The organism is Streptomyces sp. HUAS MS02 (assembly GCF_055702265.1).
This window is the reverse complement of the sequence record NZ_CM146747.1, coordinates 4715464-4732728: the sequence shown is the minus strand read 5'-3', so window position 1 is coordinate 4732728 and position 17265 is coordinate 4715464. Positions and strand designations below refer to the sequence as shown.

The window sequence follows — 17265 nt, the reverse complement described above, 5'->3', positions numbered from 1 at the left end:
GCGTGTAAGGGTGTGGGTGGGTGCGCGCGGGGTTCAGTTCACGCAGACGATCCCGAGCAGGCAGAGGCCCGAAGGGGACGTGGTCGCCGTGTCGGAGTTCGAACCGTCCGACCCGCCCGTGCCCGAACCGGAGCCCGCGTCCGAGCCCGTGTCCGAGCCGCTTCCGGCTTCCGAACCGGTGCCGGTGCCGCCTCCGGTGCCGTTGCCCGTGTCCGAGCCGGAACCCGACCCCGACCCCGCGCCCGTGCCCGTGCCCGCTTCCGAGGAGCCGGAGTCGCCGGTGGAGGGCGGTGTGGTCGTCCCGTCCGACGGGGTGGCGTCGTCCGCGGCGGACCTGCCTGCGCCGGAGGTGCCGGTCCGCGCCCCCTGGGCCGACGGCGTGCCCGAGTCCGTACGGGCGGAATTCGGCTGCTCGGCGCGGGAGCTCGACCGGCTGGCGGTGGAGCGGTCGCGCGCGGTGTCGCCGGACGGGGTCCACGGGGTGGAGGCGTCCGGGGTGCGCCTGGCGTCGTCGGTCTCCGTCGCCGACGTACGGCCGCGCTGCGAGCCCTGTTCCTCGACGGAGCCGAGGCCCTCGGCGTCCGGGGCGGTGGCCGCCTGGGTGCGGTCGGTGGACTGCCGGTCCATGCTCATGACGGTCAGACCGCCGCCGACCAGCGCGACGGCGGTCGCGACGACGGCCCGGCGCTGGTTCTTCTTCCACCGCGCCAACTGACGCCGCCGCGCGGCCCGCCCTCGCGGCGCCACGGGAACACCCTCGACGTCCACATCGTCCACATCGTCGACACCGTCCGCACCGTCGACGCCGTTGACACCGTGCGCGCTGTCCACACCATTCAGGTCACCGGCATCGCCGTCGTCGGCGAATCCGTCCCCCGCGTATCCGCCGTACTCCCACGTCGGCGCCGGAAGCACCGCTGCCGCCGGTGTCGTCGGCGGCAGCGGGATCATCAGCGGCGCGGTCGTCGTCCCGGTGGGGCGGGACGGGTCGACACGGCTGTCGATCGTGGCCGGGGCTATGTCGGGCGCGTAGGCGCCGCAACCCGGGCACACGAGGGCGCCGTTGAGATGTCGGCGGCATGAGGAGCAGTAGTCCATCGAGCTCTTCCTGTGTTGGCATGCCGTCGACCCGCAGGGCCGCGGCCCGGTCACCTCACGTTCGCACGTGGGATCGAACGGATCGAGCGGTGAGCAACGCTAACGAGGCATTCTCAGAGCTGTGTGCAGGCTGTGTGATGCTCCTGCGTGGATTCCCGGATGACTTGGGGCCGGTTCCGCAGGGATATGCGGGCGTGTGTTTGAGCCGTGCTCACCACACCTTCCGTGAAATTCCCTCCCAACAGGCAACCCTGGCACCGCATTTACCAATCTCTCAGATTGCTCACAGGAAGAGCGGATCGAGCGTGGTCGGCCCGGGGTGCGTGGGGGCGCATCCGCACGGCGGGCCGCGGATCGGCCGTCGACCGTGGGCTGTCCAGTCCGATGCCCCTGACCAGGGCACTCGCAGACGAGGAATCGATGACCAGCCAGATGACCAGCCCCTCCAGTCCGACCGACCCGACCGACGCGGCCGGTGCGACCGCTGCGGCGGACTCGACCGGCCCGACCGGCGGTCAGGGCCGCCGCCGTCGCCTGAAGCGCCCGGCCCTCGCCGCCCTGGCGTCGCTCACCGTCGTCGCCGCCGTGGCCGGGGCGGCCCCCGGCGCCGGTGCCGCGCCCGCCGCGAAGTCCGGGAAGCCGCAGCTCAAGCTGATCGCCGCGTCGAAATCCGTGACGCTGACCCGCTACGAGTGGGACAACGGCGTCCAACTGCAGCTCGGGACGTACGTCTCGGTCGACAACGCGCCCCTGGAGTTCCAGGTGACGCGGAAGTCGTACAAGGACCCGATCGTCGCCAAGCAGATCCTGCGCGACGGCAAGAAGACCACGACGAAGACGCTCCCGAAGGGGCTCGTCGACGACTTCTCCGGGCTGACGGGCTTCCTGGAGATGTCGGTCAAGAACGCGGCCGGGGAGGAGGTCGTGAAGACCGAGGGCACCTTCTGCCCGAACAACGCCTCGGGCCGGATCCGTCCGGACGCCCCCTCCACCAACCACTATCCGCAGAGCTGTTCCACCAACCCGTGGACACTGGGCTCGGTGTGGGGCGTCGAGAAGGGCTGGGCCACCAACACCACCAGCTGGAACTACGACAGAACGGTGGACCTGCCGGCCGGTGAGTACACCGCCCAGGTCGGGGTCGCGAAGAAGTACCGCGACGCGTTCGGCATCCCCGATGACCGGCCGACCATCAAGGTGACGGTGCGCGAGGAGCGCTCCGAGGAAGGCGGCGAGGGCGGCGGCGCCGGCATGGCCCCGTCGAAGTCCTCGTCGTCCTCCGCCCACCACGGCGGTCACGGATCGGGTCACGGCTCCGGCCACGACACGGGGTCCGCCCCGGCCGGACAGCCCGCCCCGGACAACCACCACTACGGCCCGCGCGGCGCCGACGCGCCGACGCCGCCCGAGCTCCCCTACGCCCTTGTCGACCGGGGCCTGGCGAAGCATCTGGGCGACGGCAAGGGCCACACCGACGGCTCCCGCATCGCCCCCGCGCTGCAGGCCGCGCCCAAGCGTCCCACCGGCAAGGCGGGCGCCCCGGCGAACATCCCCAAGCCCGACCTGCGGTCGCTGCCCGCCTGGGACATCGCCATCACCGACGGCGAGGACGGCGACGCTCCCGGCAAGGAATACCTGGCCTTCAGCGCCAACGTCTGGAACGCCGGCCCCGCGCCCCTCGTCGTCGACGGCTTCCGTAAGCCGGGCGCGGACCTGATGGACTCGTACCAGTACTTCTACGACGCCAAGGGCAAGCAGGTCGGCTACGCGCCCGCCGGCACCATGGAGTGGGACCCGCGCGAGGGCCACGAGCACTGGCACTTCACGGACTTCGCCAGCTACCGCCTGCTCAGCGAGGACCAGACCAAGGAGGTGCGCTCCGGCAAGGAGGCGTTCTGCCTGGCCAACACCGACGCCATCGACTACACGGTGAAGAACGCCAACTGGCACCCGGAGAACACCGACCTGTCCACCGCGTGCGGTTCCGAGGACGCCATCAACGTCCGTGAGGTCCTGGACGTCGGCTCCGGCGACACGTACACCCAGTACCGTCCCGGCCAGTCCTTCGACATCACGGACCTGCCGAACGGCACGTACTACATCCAGGTCATCGCCAACCCGGAGAACCGTCTCCAGGAGGCCAACCACAAGAACAACATCGCCCTGCGCAAGGTGATCCTCGGCGGCACCGAGGGCGCCCGCACGGTCCAGGTCCCGCCGCTCGGCCTGATCGACGCCAAGTGATCGACGCCAAGTAATCGACACCAAGTAACAGCGGCCGCGCCGCCCACGGCGGCACGAACCCCCAGGCCCACCCGGGCCTGGGGGTTTCGTCGTGCGCGGCGGCCGTCTTCCGGGATGTTCCGCGCCCCGCGTGGGAGACTCGGACGGTGATTATCGAACGTGCGTACGCGCATCTGGAGTCGAGCGACGAGCGGGGTGGGGCAGCGGCGGACCACGGGGAATGGCCCTGGTCGGTGCCCTGTGTGCGCGGACTCCTGGCGGACGGTCTGCGCTTCACCGCGCCGGTGACCTTCCTGGTCGGGGAGAACGGCTCGGGGAAGTCGACCCTCGTCGAGGCCCTCGCCGAGGGCTTCGGCCTGGACTCCTGGGGCGGCTCGCACGACTGGCGCTACGCCTCCCACCGCCCCAAGTCGGTGCTCGGCGAACGCGTCCGCTTCGACGCAGCCCCGCGCGGCCGCCGCATGCTCGGCAGCTGGAGCGCGCGCAAGGGCTTCTTCCTGCGCGCGGAGACGGCGCTCGACGCGCTGGACCGGGAAGGCTTCGCCCCCGACTCGGTCAGCCACGGCGAGGGCTTCCTCGCGGCGTTCCGGGGGAAGTTCCTCCAGCCCGGCCTGTATGTGATGGACGAGCCCGAGGCGGCGCTGTCGTTCACCTCATGCCTCGAACTCCTCGGCCACATCGACCAGGTGGTGAAGAACGGCGGGCAGGTCATCTGCGCCACCCACTCGCCGCTGCTGACCGCGCTCCCCGGCGCGGACATCATCGAGGTCGGCGACCACGGCATGCGCCGCGTCCCCTGGGACGAACTGGCCCTGGTCGACCACTGGCGCCGCTATCTCGCCGACCCGACGGCCTATCTACGGCACGTCCTCGGCTGATCGGCGCAGGGCGCCGAGGGAGCTCAGGGCGTTCAGGGTCTCCGGCGGGATCGTGTGGTCGAGGAGGTGGAGGGGCGCCGCCCGGACTCCGGCGGCCTCGGCGGCGTGCCAGTGGGCGAGGGCGCGGGGGAGGTCGACCAGCCCGTGGATCAAGGGGAGCTCCGTACGGGTGCCCGGGGCGGCGCCGGGTCCGGGGCGGGTGAGATGGGCGTGCAGGAGGGACTCCAGCCGGCAGGAGGCGAGGGTGCCGGGGAGGTGGACCGTCAGGTGGTGCTGGGTGCGGGCGGCGGCGTGGCCGGTGAGGGCGGCGGCCGGGAGATCCGGTGACAGGTGGGTCTCGGTGGAGTCCAGGGCCAGCAGGCCGCCTCCCACGATCAGTACGTCCTGGTCGCGTCTCATCCGCTCCAGGGCCCGCGCGGTGTCGAAGCAGTGCGGGAAGGAGTCGTCCACGACGATGGTGCCGGGGCGCAGCCGGTCCACGTCCAGCAGGGCCGTCGGGCCGCCGCTGACCGCCGTGACGATCAGGTCGGACGTCTCGTAGACCTCGACGGGCAGGGCCCGGGGGTCGGTCGACTCGACGACCCGTACGGCCGTCGCGGGGTGGTCCGCCGACAGCTCCGCCGCCAGGTGGTGGAGGCGGGGGGCGCTGCCGGGGACGTCGCAGAGCAGGACGCGGGCCGGTGGGTGGGGGCTGAGGGAGAGCAGCAGACGCAGGGACGACGTGCCGATGGAACCGAGGCCGACGACGGCGAGGGTCAGGTCGGCCAGGTCGCGGTCGGTCGCCCGGAGGGCGGCGTGGACGGTCTTCACCACGGCGACGGTGGTCGCCGCGTGGCCGGTGGTGAGGGTGGTCGGGGCGGTGGGTGGCGGGGCGGTCGGTGTGGTCGGGGGCGTGGGTGTGGATGTGGGCGTGGCCGAGAGTTCGCGGAGGACGTCGTAGCCGTAGCCGGTGAGGGACGGGATCATGCCGGCCAGGGAGACGCAGCGCGCGCCGAGGGACGCGGCGTGGTCCACGGCGCGGGCGGTCAGGGCGGCCAGGGTGCTCGGGGCGGTCGGGGTAGTCGGGGCGGTCGGGGTGGTCGGGGCGGTGGGCATGGTCGGGGCGGTCAGTTCGTCCGCGAAGAGGGGGAGGGAGACGAAGCCTGATCTGCCGAGGGGGGTGGTGACGCTCTCCAGGACTCGGGGGCTGCCGTCCGGGAAGAGGAGGGCGCGGAGCTGTTCACGGCCGGGGACCGCGTGCGCCGGGAGCCCGGCGAAGGCGGCCAGCTGATGAGGGGGAGGGAGGTAGCCGATGAGGGCCGCGTCCAGGGCGTTGTCGCGGTGGCCGGGTCCTTCCAGTTCTCCCCTCAACTCCCTTGTGAAACAGGCGAGTTCATCGGCGGTCACGGCCTTCGACGACGCGCGCGCCGTGATGCTCAGACCCTCGCCGTCCGGGGAGGGGCGTACGGCCAGGAAGACATCGGTGCCCACCGGCGGCGGCGCGAGTTCGGTGTCGCTGTCGTCGGCCCGGAGCGACAGCGTGGTGTCGGCCGGTGTGCCGAGGGAGCTGAAGTCCAGGAACGTGAAGAAGAACTGGGCGGTACGGGGCAGCCCTTGGGGCGTACGGAGGTCCAGGGGGCCGGTGGCGCGGGCCGCGATCGTCTCGGCGGTGACACGGCGGAGGTCCTCGTCGAAGCCCGGGACGGGGCGGGCGTCGTCGGACGGTGACACCGGGCGCAGCGCCACGGCCTCCGCGAACGGGCCGAAGACGCGGTGGGCGTCGTCGGTGGTCCCGTCCCGGCCGGTGACGGCCAGGCCGAGGACCAGGTCGCGGCGGCCGGTGAGGGTGGTGAGGGCGCGGTAGTACGCGGTGAGGACGGGGGCGTGGAGCGTGGTGCCCGCCGTCCGGGCGAGGTGGCGCAGGGCCCGGGTGCGGTCGGCGTCGAGGGTGACGGTGGTGGTGTGGAAGGCGGGGGTGCTCCCGTCGGGGTGGGCACGCAGTACGGGTGGGGTGTACGGGGCGTGGTGGCGGGCGCGGTAGTCCTCGGACGCCGGGTCCTCCGCCGGTGCCGGTGCCGGTGCAGGGTCCGGGGTGGGTGCCGGTTCCGGTGCGGTTCGGCGGAGGACGTGGTCGCGGAAGGTGGAGGCGAGGGGCTCCAGACCGTGGGGGAGACCGCGCTCGAAACGGCCGTACACGGTGAGGAGTTCGCGGGTGAGGAGAGCCGCGCTGTAGCCGTCGCCGATGAGGTGGTGGGCGTGGACGAGGAGGACGTGTTCGTCCGGCGCGACCGTGAAGAGGCGCAGCCGCAACAGGGGCCAGGCCCATGGTTCGAAGCGGCGGCTCGCCTCCTCCGCCGTCCGTTCCTCCAGCAGGCCGGGGTGGGCCAGGGTCTCCGTCTCGACGGGAAGCCGTAGCGAGGCGGGGAGTTCCTGCTGCACGGGTGGGCGCGCACCGGCCGGGAACACGGTGCGGAGCATGGGGTGCCGGGCCATGAGGACGTCGACGGCCCGTTGGAACAGGTCGGGGTCCAGGGCGCCGTGGATACGGAAGCGGGCCAGCCAGGCGGGGTTGGGGCCGGGGGCGGCGCCCGCGCCGGTGCCGGCTCCTGAGCCGGACGCGAGCGCGTCGGCGAGGAGGAAGCCCTGTTGGGAGGGGGTGAGGGGGTAGGGCGTGAGGGGTGAGGGGGTGGGGATGGAGGGGGTGGGGGCCTCGGGCGATGTGGTGGTCTCGGTGGTCTCGGTGGTCTCGGTGGTCTCGGTGATCTCGGTGATCTCGGTGGTGTCGATGGCTGTGGCCAGGGCCGAAAGCGTGCGGTGGGTGTAGAGGGCGGTCGGGCGTGGCAGTGCGGGGCGTTCGCGGCGGAGGCGCGAGAACAGTTCCAGCACGGTGATGGAGTCGCCGCCGAGGGTGAAGAAGTCGTCCTCGCGGCTGATCTCGGACGCCGGTGTCTCCAGCAGCTCGGACCAGATGCGCGCCAGCAGCCGCTCGGTGGGCGTCGCGGGCGGTGTGCGCCGAGGGTCGGGGAGCGTGCTCTCGCCACGGGGAGCCAGGCGGTTGCGGTCGATCTTGCCCGTGCCGGTCAGCGGGAGCGCCGGGAGGGAGTGGACGCGGGCGGGGAGCATGTACGGGGGGAGGGTGCGGGCGAGGAAGCCGCGCACCTCGCGGGGGTCGAGGGTGGCGGTGGTCCTCGGCTCCACATAAGCCTCCAGGCGACCGTCGCGCAGCAGTACGGCCGCGCGGGAGAGGCCGGGGTGCGTGAGCAGGGCGGCCTCGATCTCGCCGAGTTCCACGCGGTGGCCCCGGACCTTGACCTGGTCGTCGAGCCGTCCCAGGAACTCCAGTACCCCGTCGGCCGTACGGCGGACGCGGTCGCCGCTGCGGTACCAGCGGCGGCCGTCCCGTTCGGTGAAGGCGGCGGCGGTGAGGTGGGGGTCGCCCAGGTAGCCGGGGGTGAGGCCGGTTCCGGCGATGAGGAGTTCACCGGGTTCGCCGGTGGCGCACGCGTGGCCGTCCTCACCGACGACGGTCAGTTCCGTACCGGCGATGGGGCGGCCGATGGGGAGGTGGCGGACGTCGTCCGCAGGGCGGGTGTCGATGATGTGGCAGGTGGCGTTGATGGTGGTTTCGGTGGGGCCGTAGAGGTTGGCGATCCGGTGGGGTCGGGGGTGGGGGCGGGTTCCGTCGTCGGTGGTTCCGACGGTGGTGATGTCGGTGGTGGTGCCGGCGGTGTTCAGGAGGTCGAACCAGCGGCGTACGTGGGCGGCGGGCAGGGCCTCGCCTCCTACGTGGACCCAGCGCAGGGCGGAGAGGTCCGGGGCTGTGCCGCCGTTCCGGCGGGCGTGTTCCTCGGCGGCGGTGAGCAGGCGTTCCCACAGGGTGGGGACCGAGCTCCACACCGTGATCCGGTCCGCCACGACACGGTCGAGCAGCGCCTCGGGGTCGCGCAGCAGGTCGCGGGAGAGGGTGTGCACGGTGGCACCGACCAGCAGGGGTGCCAGCAACTGCCGTACGGAGGCGTCGAAACAGGCCGACGCGGTCTGGGCGAGCCGGTCGCCGGGGCCGTAGCCGAAGGTCGTCAGCGACCAGTCGAGGTAGTTCGTCATCGACCGGTGGGTGATGGGCACGGCCTTGGGGCGGCCCGTCGAGCCTGAGGTGAAGATGACGTAGGCGATGGCGTCGGGGGAGGGAGAGGGCGAGGGCGAGGGCGAGGGCGAGGAGGTGGCGTCGGAAGCGGGGTCGGGGCCGGGTTCGGTTTCGGGTTCGGCTGCGGGGGTGGGTACGGGGACGAGGGTGACGTCGTCCAGGGTGGTGGCCGTGCCGTGCGTCGCCGGGTCGCAGACCAGTACGCGGACTCCCGTACGGGAGAGCTGGTCCCGGTGTCGTGCGGCGGGGTGGGTGGCGTCCAGTGGTACCCAGCCGGCGCCCGCCCGCAGGATGCCGACGACTCCGGTGACCGTGGACGTGCCACCCGGTTCCGTGAGGAGTCCGACCAGGTCGCCGGGGCGTACGCCCTGCGCGCGCAGGCGGGCGGCGAGGGCGGCGGAGGCGGCGTCAAGGGCGGCGTAGGTGAGGGTGATCCCGCCGTCGGCGGCGCTCACGGCCACGGACCGAGGGGTGGCGCGGAACTGGGCGCGGAGACGGTTCACGATGCCGCCACCGCCACCTGTGTCGGCCGCGTCCGGGAGTGCCGGGGCGGGGAGCGCTGGGGTGGGGAGTGCCGTGGTGGCGGCCCGTAGTTCTGTGAGGTAGTCGTCGGCGAGGCGTCGTACGGTCTCGGGGCTGAACAGGTGGGCCGGGTGGTTCCACGACAGGCGCAGCGCGGCGTCGGCCTCCCAGCACAGGAGGCCGAGGCGGGTGGCGGCGGAGGCGGTGGCCGCGGCCGTGGGGGTGACGGTGACGGGCCAGTCGGGGCCGTGGACCACCGGGAAGCGGGCGAAGCTGAAGCCCGCCTCGGCCGCGGTGCGCGGGGCCGGGCCCGTGGTGGGGCGCACCTCGGACAGCAGTCGGGCGAAGTCCGTGCTGCTCAGGGTCGCGTGGGCCTCGGCCTCCCGCCAGCCCCGGCGCAGCCGGTCGGCGAGCGCGGTGACCGGCTCGGCGGGATCGATGTCCACGAACACCGGGAGGGTGTCGGCCAGCGGCCCCACCAGACGGTCGATGCCGGCGATCGGCGCCTCCCGTCGCGCCCGTGCCACGTTGACGGCGACGGTTCGGCGTCCGCTCCACCGGGCCAGACAACGGCCGTACACCGCCAGCATCAGGTGGAACAGCGACACGTCGTGCCGCGCGGCCGTCTCCCGGAGCGCGGCGGTCAACTCCTCGTCGATGTCGGTGCGGTGGTGGGTGAGGGGCGGGGTCGGGGGTGCCTCGGGGTCTCCGTCGTAGGGGAGGGAGAAGGGGGAGGCGAAGGAGGTCGTGTGTTCCGCCAGGCGCGCGCGCCAGTGGGCGAGGTCCTCCTCGTGCGCCGGGGACTGGCGTTCGGCGGTCAGGGCGGCGGCGTAGTCGGTGAACTCGGCCTGGGGTGAAGGGAGTTGGGGCGTCTGTTCTCCGCGCGTCAACGCCGTGTAGAGCGACCAGAGTTCCTCGGCCATGAGCTTGAGGCTGAAGCCGTCGGCCGCGGCGTGGTGGACGACCAGGAGCAGGTGGGCGAGGTGTGCGCCGTCCCCGTCCCCGTTCCTGTCCCCGTTCCTGTCACCGTCGTGGACGAGGACGGCTCGTACCGGGTCCTCCGTCCTCAGGTCGAACGGGCGGTTGCAGAGGGCGTGTTCGAGCTGTCGTAGGTCGTGGGGGCGGCCGTGCGGGTGGGCGCCCTGGATCTCGTACCAGCGCGGTGCCGTGTCGGTGGGGCCTGCGGGGGCGGCGTACTGGCTCGGGCGTGCGGCTCCGTCGTCGGTGATCCGCAGTCGCAGCATGGGGTGGCGGGCGGAGAGGTGGGCCAGGGCCCGGCCGAGGAGCGTGGTGTCGAGAGGGCCGCTGATGCGTTGCCGTACGTAGCCGTAGGCGGTGATGCCCTCGTGGAGGGTTTCGGTGGTGTGGAAGGCGAGTTGGAGGGGGGTGAGGGGGAGGGGCGTGAGGGGGGTGAGGGGCGTGTTGGTCGGGGGTGCGGGGCGGGGCGCCGGCTGGGGGGTCGGGGTCGGGGCGGGGGTCGGCGGGGTGGTGGCCAGGTGGGTGGCCAGTTCGGCGATGGTGCGATGCTCGAAGAGGAGGGTGGCGGGGAGGGGGCGGTCGAGTTCGCGTTCGAGGCGGCGGGCGAGGTCTACGGCGCTGAGGGAATCGAGGCCGAGGGTGAGGAACGGTTCGTCGTCGCCGATGTCCTGTGGGGGGCGGTGCAGGGCGTCGGCGAGGAGGCCGCGTATGACGGTGGTTACTTCAGTGGGCGTGGGCGTGGGCGTGGGCGTGGGCGTGGGCGTGGGGGTGGGTGGGCGCCTGAGAGCTCGGGGAGAGCTGGTTGTTGGCGGCTGCGGGTGGATTGTGGCTGGTCGCGTGGTTCCCCGCGCCCCTATGGGGCCTGCGGCCTCCATACCGCCTGCGGGACTCGCCGGGGGCGTGGGCGCCGGGAGCAGGGTGTTCGTTGCTGTTATCAGGACGTGGGGCGTGTCGAGGGTGAGGGCCTTGTGGAGGGCCGCCAGGGCTGCCCGGGTGGTCAGTGGCGCGAGCGCCGAATGCGTGCCGCTCGCCATTCCCGCGTCGGCGACCGGGCCGAACGCGATGCTCTGCCAGGGGCGGCCGGCGGCGCGTTCGGCGGTGGCGAAGGCGTCCAGGAAGGAGTTCGCGGCGGCGTAGTCACCGAGGGCGCCGGCCAGGCCGGGCAGTACGGCTGAGACGGACGAGAAGGCGACGCACACGGCGTCCTCCTGACCGTGTCGCCGCAGCGCCTCGGCGAGCAGCCTCGTCCCGCTCACCTTCGCGGCGAGTACGGCCTCGATCTCGTCGTCCGGCTTGCCCCGCAGGCTGCCGGGGCGAGCCGTGCCCGCCGCGTGGAACACGGCGTCCAGGGGCGGCAGACCGGCCACGAGGTCGTCGACCGCGTCGGCGTCGGTGACGTCGGCCGCCTGGTAGCGGGCGAGGGCGCCGAGCGCGCGGAGTTCGCCCAGCAGGGCGCGGGGCGGGGTGACGGTACGGCCGGTCAGCACGAGCGTGGGCGTGCCGCGTTCCGCGAGGTCGCGGGCGAGCGCGGAGCCGAGGCCGCCCGCGCCACCGGTGATCAGGTAGGTGCCGTTCGCGGGGAGAGGTGTGGTGGTGGGGAGGGGAGAGTGGGCGGGGGCGGGGGTCGCTGTCGTGCGGGTGAGGCGGCGGCCGGTTCGCCAGGCGATGGTGCCGGCTGTGCCCGCGTCGGCGTGCAACTCCGCCTCCAATGCGGAGAGTTGGACGTCCAGCTCGTCCTCGGCCGACACGTCGACGCTCAGCGAGGTGAGGTTCGGATGTTCCTGCGCGAGGGCCAGGGCGAAGCCGTGCAGGAGGGCCTGTTCGGGGCGAGGGAGGGGGCGAGGGCGAGGACGGGAGCGGGGGGAGGCGTCGGTGCCCGTGCCCGAACTCGTGCCCGTGCCCGTGCTCGTGCTCGTGCCGACCTCCGTGCGGTACGCGTTCTCGGTGACGAGCAGCAGACGGGTGGGCCTGGTGAGGGGGGTGTCGAGCGTCGCCAGCACCTCGCGCAGGGCCGAGACGGCCGTGTCGGTCTCCGCCCCCGGGCTCGGGGACTCACCGGCGAACCACAGCACCGCCTCCGGGCCTTCCGCCTGGCCTTCCGACTCGCCTTCCGTCTGGCCTTCCGCCGGGCCTTCGTACGGTCCTGGTGTCGGCGTCGGGCTCAGCACCGTCACCCCGCGCCCGGTGAGCCGGTCGGTGAGGGAACGGCGCAGCGGGGTGTCGGCGCCGACGAGGCGTACGGCTCGGGGGCCGGGGGCGGCGGTCAGCGGGGCGTCCCGCCAGAGGAGGGGCTGTGGGGTGGGCGGGGAGTCGGGGAGGGGGAGGTGCGCGTGGGGTGCGGAGGCACCGCGCACGCCGGAGGACACCGCGCCCGACTCGGCGGCAGACGCGCCGCCGGACCGGCTGCCTGACCGGGCGGCCGACTTCGCGGGTGCGGGTGCGGGCGCCGACCCGGTTGCGCTCGCCAACCCGGATGCGGACGCCGCTCCGGATGCGGACGCGGCTCCGGACGCGGGCGCGGACGGCGGCGCGGCTCCGGGCGCGCTGTCGAGTCGTCGCGCCCAATGGTGCTCGCGCTGGAAGGGATACGGGGGCACGGGGACCCGTCGTCGTGTCGTGTCCCGGGCCGGGGACGTCGGGGAGAGCGGGGTTCCCAGGGTCCAGAGCCGGCCGACCGTTTCGAGCAGGGCACCCGCTCCCCTCGTCCTCGTCGTCCTCGTCGGCCCTTCGCCGGTGGCCAGGGCGGGCAGGACCGTCACCTCGGCTCGTGCGGTGGCCGGGCGGGCGGCGGTGACCGCGTGGATCGGGGCGGAGAGCGTGGCGCCGGGGCCGAGTTCGACGAACGTGTCGTAGCCCTCGTCGAGGAGCCGGGCGACGGCGGGGCCGAAGCGGACGGGGCGGATCGCGTGGTCGCGCCAGTAGCCGGAGTCGGGGGTCAGGTCGGGGGCCCAGTGACCGGTGACCGTGCTCAGCATCGGAACGGTGGCCGGGTGCACGGTCATGGCCTTCGCCGCGCTGTGGAGGGGGTCGAGCACGGGGCTGAGCAAGGGGGAGTGGAAGGCGTGGGAGACGCGGAGCCGCCGGGCGGCCACGCCCCGTGCGGTGAGCGTCGCCACCGCACGGTCGACGGCCTCGGACGCACCCGACAGCACGATCTGCGTGGGTGAGTTGACGGCGGCCACGGTGAGGGTGCCGTCGGAGTCGGCGACCAGGGCGGCGACGGTCTCCTCGTCTCCCCTGACGGCCGCCATGGCTCCCGGCGTCGTGGTGAGTCCGCCCATCAGGCGGCCGCGTTCGGCGGCGAAACCGACCGCCTCGGCCGGCGGCAGGGCGCCGGCGACGCACGCGGCGGTGATCTCGCCGACGCTGTGCCCCACGACCGCGTCCGGCGCCACACCCCACGCGGCCAACTGCCCGGCCAGGGCCACCCCGAACGCGACGAGCAGCGGCTGCGCCACCTCCGTCCGGGCCAGGGTCTCGGGGTCGGCGTCCTCGTCCAGACACCAGGCGGCCAGGCTGCGCCCGGACACCGGCCCGGTGAGTGAGGAGGCTTCCTCCAGAAGGTCCCGGAACACGGGCGCCGAGCGCCACAACTCCCGCCCGAGCCCGGGCTGTTGGGCCCCCTGCCCGGGCAGGACGAACACGGTCCGGGGCCGTCCCCGAACGAGCCCCGTCACTGCGCGACCCGGACGGTCCGCGACGCCTTCCGGGCCCTTCCCCCACGACCGCCCGGCCTCTTCGAGCCGTTGCGCGAGGTTGCCCTCCGCCACCAGGGCCAGCCGGTGCGGTCCCTCGTCGCGGGCGGTGTTGACGGTGGCGCACACGTCGCCCTCGTCCAGTGCGGGGTGGGCCCGCAGATGCGCGGCCAGCTCGGCCGCGGCGGCGCGCAGGGCCCCGTCGGTCCGGGCGGACAGGGTCAGCAGGTGCGGGCCTTCGGCGGCCGGGGTCGCCCCGCCCCCGCGCCGGTTCCGGGGCGCCTCCTCCAGGATCGCGTGGGCGTTGGTGCCGCCGAAGCCGAAGCTGTTGACGCCGGCGATCAGGGGACGGCCGTCCGCGCCGGTCCACTCCTCCTCTTCGGTGACGAGGCGGAACCCGGGGGCGGTGTCGGCGAGGAACGGGGCGGGGGTGGTGACATGCAGGGACGGCGGGAGCCGGCGGTGCGCGAGCGCGAGGGCGACCTTGACCAGCGCGGGCATCCCGGCCGCGTTGAGCAGGTGACCGACGTTCGTCTTCACCGAGCCGAGCCGTCGCGGGACCCCGTCGGCGCGGGGCGGGAACACCTGCCCGAGCGACCGCGCCTCGACCGGGTCGCCGATCGGCGTTCCCGTGCCGTGCGCCTCCACGTACGACACGTCGGCCGGATCGACACCGCACTCCTCGTACGCCCGGCCGATCACCTCGCGCTGCCCGCGCGGGGTCGGCGCGAGCAGGCCCAGCGAGCGGCCGTCGTTGTTCACGGCCGTGCCGCGTACGAGCGCGAGAACCGGGTCGTCGGCGGTGCGGGCGTCGTCGAGGCGGGCGAGGACCAGCGCCGCGCCGCCCTCCCCCGGGACGAATCCGTCCGCGTCGGCGCCGAACGCGCGGCACCGGCCCGTCGGTGAGACCGCGCCCGTCGCCGCGAGGAGGCGGTGGCCGGTCGGGGTCAGGCCCAGGTTGACGCCGCCGACCACCGCGAGGTCGCACTCGCCGGACAGCAGGCTGCGCCGGGCCAGGTGCAGGGCGACGAGGGCGGAGGAGCAGGCCGTGTCGACGGCCAGTGCGGGGCCGTCGAGGTCCAGCACCTGGGAGACACGGGCGGCGATCAGGTTGGGCAGGTTGCCGGTGAGGGCGGACGGGTGGCGGGCGAGGTCCCCGTCGGCGGCCTCGGCGAGGATCTCGCGGTACCCGCTGTCGCCGGTCGCCGCGAAGACACCGACCCTGCGGCCGGCCCGCCGGGGCCCCGCGTACCCGGCACGCTCCAGCGCCTCGTGCGCCAGCTCCAGGAAGATCCGCGCCTGCGGGTCGGTCGCCCGCGCCTCCGCGTCGTCCATCCCGAAGAAACGGGCGTCGAAGGCCCCGGGATCGCTCAGCCGGCCGCCCGTGTCCCCGCCGACGGTGTCCCCGCCGGTCGCGAGCAACTCCCAGAATTCCTCGGGCGTCCCACCCCCGGGAAACCGGCAGGCGACGGAGAGAACGGCGAGGGCACCGCGCTCCGAACGGGCCGCAGGCCCGTCAGGGGCGCGGTGCCGTGACACATGCGGCTCCGCCGCGTGGGCGCGACCAGCCACAACGTGCCCGCACTCGCCCCCGACGGACGCTTCCCCCCGAGCTCCTGGGCGCCCTCGTCCCGCCCCGTCCCGCTCCCCCGACAACCCCAGCACAAGCCCGGCCAACGCCCCCACCGTGTCGTGGTCCCGCAGAGCACCCGGCTCCACCGTCACCGCGAACTCGTCCTCCAACCCGGCGAGCACGGCCATCGCCTTGAGCGAGGACCCCCCGAGGTCGAAGAACCGTTCCCGCAGTCCGACTTCGGCCACGGGCAGGTCCAACACCCGCGCCCACAGCGCTCGTACGGCCTCCTGGACCTCACGCAGTGAACGGGGAGCACCTCCGCCCCCTTCCTCCGCGGAGCTGTCCACCACCGCCGCCGTGCCGACGCACTGCCCCTCGACCGCCGTCGTGCCGACGCACTGTCCCTCGACCGCCGCCGTGCCGACGCACTGCCCCTCGACCGCCGTCGTGCCGACCCACTGTCCCTCGACCGCCGCGTACTCCCCGGCCTCGAACCTCTCCCGCAGCACTCCCCGCCGCAGCTTCCCGCTGGTCGTCCGCGCGAACGCCCCCGGCGGCAGCGGCAGCACCCGTACGTCGTCGTGCCCGAGGGCCTCCCGCAGCCGGCCGGCCGCGGCGCGGAGCACCCGGGCGGCGGTGGACCGCTCGGGCCGGGCCCACTGCACGAACGCGACGACCCGCTCACCCCCGCCGTCCGGGTCGGTGGACCCCACGACGGCCACGGCCCCGGGCGGCAGTCCCGGCGTCGCGGCGACCGTCTCCTCCAGGTCGGCCGCGTGGAACGTCCGGCCGTTGGCGAACACGACGTCCTTGTGGCGCCCGGTGACGCACAACCGCCCGTCCCGCAGGAACCCGAGGTCGCCGGTGCGCAGCCAGCCGTCGTCCCCGAACGCCGCCGCGCTCGCCTCGGGCGCCCGGTGGTATCCGCGGCCCACCTGCGGGCCCCGTACCTCCACATGTCCGACCCGCTTCTCGCCCGCCGGGGCCCCGCTGTCGTCGGTGATCCGGACCTCGCACGCGGCCACGGGCCGACCGAGGTCCATCAACTCCACCGCGTGCTCCCCGGGTCGGGTGTCCACCACCCGCCCGGCACTCAGCGCGGCCCGGTCCAGCACCAGCGGCGTCGCGGTCTCGCCCAGCGGCGGTACGGTCACCGCGAGGGTCGCCTCGGCCAGGCCGTACACCGGGAGCGGGGCGCGCGGGTCGAGCCCGGCGGGGACCGTGAGGGCCGTGAACTCCCGCCAGACGCGGGGGGCGATGGGTTCGGCGCCGACGAGCAGCAGGCGTACGCAGCTGAGGTCGAACCGGGCGAGCGCGGCGGCCGGGACGCGGCGGACGGCGAGGGCGAGGGCGAAGTTCGCGGCCGACAGGAGGGTCGCGCGGTGGCGGTCGACCGCCTCGAACCACAGGGCGGGTCGCTTCGCGAAGGACAGCGGTTCGATCCGGATCTGCTGCACGCGCGCGGCCATGGGGACCAGGTGCGTGCCGATGAGCCCCATGTCGTGGAAGTACGGCATCCAGGTCGCGATCACGTCGTCCGAGGTGATCGCCATCGCGGCGCGGATCTGGCGGAGGTTGGCGAGGACCCCGGCGTGGGTCAGCCGCACGCCCTTGGGGGTGCCCGTGCTGCCGGAGGAGAACTGGAGGAAGGCGATGTCGTCGGGGGCGGGGCGCGGGAGGTCCCGGGGAGGGTGGCCCTGCCGCAGCTCGTCCAGCCGCAACACCCGTATGGAAGAGTCGAGTTGGCGAACCGTGGCCGTCGTTGTGTCGTCCGTCAGCACGGGAGGTCTGTCGAGGAGTTCCCACACCGGGCCGATCCGGCGGGGCTCCGCCGCGAGGGGGACGGGAACGGCCCCCGCCGCCACCGCGCCCCAGAACAGGGGCTGGAAGGTGTCGCCCCGGTCGGCGACCAGCGGCAGGGGGGTGCCCGGGGTCACGCCCGCCGCGAGCAGGCCGCCGGCCACGCGCAAGGCGTCGTCGCGGAGTTCGGCGAAGGTGACCGTGTGCTCGCCGCCGTCCCCCCGGACGTGCACGACGGTCTGCTCGGGGGTCTCCCGCGCCGCTTGGAGCAACACGTCCAGCAGCGTCGGGTTCGCACCGTCGTTCACACGTTCTTTCGATCTCTCCACCGTGCGGACACTACAAGCCGTC

4 protein-coding genes are annotated in these 17265 nt (G+C 74.0%); 2 read left to right on the top strand and 2 right to left on the bottom strand.

Annotation, left to right across the window (positions count from 1 at the left end; translation table 11 throughout):
* Window positions 1–33 precede the first annotated feature (33 nt).
* The gene (locus tag ACZ9QC_RS20250) at window positions 34–1098 is read right to left on the bottom strand and encodes an SCO2400 family protein (protein ID WP_472921414.1); all 1065 of its coding nucleotides are present in this window, start codon (window positions 1096–1098) and stop codon (window positions 34–36) included.
* Between the two features lie 420 nt (window positions 1099–1518).
* Between ACZ9QC_RS20250 and ACZ9QC_RS20245 the strand changes: the two genes are divergently transcribed.
* Both ACZ9QC_RS20245 and ACZ9QC_RS20240 read left to right on the top strand, forming a co-directional pair.
* Window positions 1519–3342 (top strand): lysyl oxidase family protein, encoded by a 1824-nt coding sequence (locus tag ACZ9QC_RS20245; RefSeq protein WP_472921413.1) that lies wholly within the window; start codon window positions 1519–1521, stop codon window positions 3340–3342.
* A 146-nt stretch (window positions 3343–3488) separates the two neighbouring features.
* Window positions 3489–4220, top strand: a complete 732-nt coding sequence (locus ACZ9QC_RS20240) for an AAA family ATPase (protein WP_472921412.1) — start codon at window positions 3489–3491, stop codon at window positions 4218–4220.
* Here the strand turns inward: ACZ9QC_RS20240 and ACZ9QC_RS20235 are convergent.
* Window positions 4200–17222 (bottom strand): amino acid adenylation domain-containing protein, encoded by a 13023-nt coding sequence (locus tag ACZ9QC_RS20235; protein WP_472921411.1) that lies wholly within the window; start codon window positions 17220–17222, stop codon window positions 4200–4202. The genes ACZ9QC_RS20240 and ACZ9QC_RS20235 overlap by 21 nt on opposite strands.
* Window positions 17223–17265 lie beyond the last annotated feature (43 nt).

Coding starts and splice junctions, on each gene's coding strand:
- ACZ9QC_RS20250 (WP_472921414.1), bottom strand. CDS start 1,098: ATGGACTACTGCTCCTCATGCCGCCGACATCTCAACGGCGCCCTCGTG.
- ACZ9QC_RS20245 (WP_472921413.1), top strand. CDS start 1,519: ATGACCAGCCAGATGACCAGCCCCTCCAGTCCGACCGACCCGACCGAC.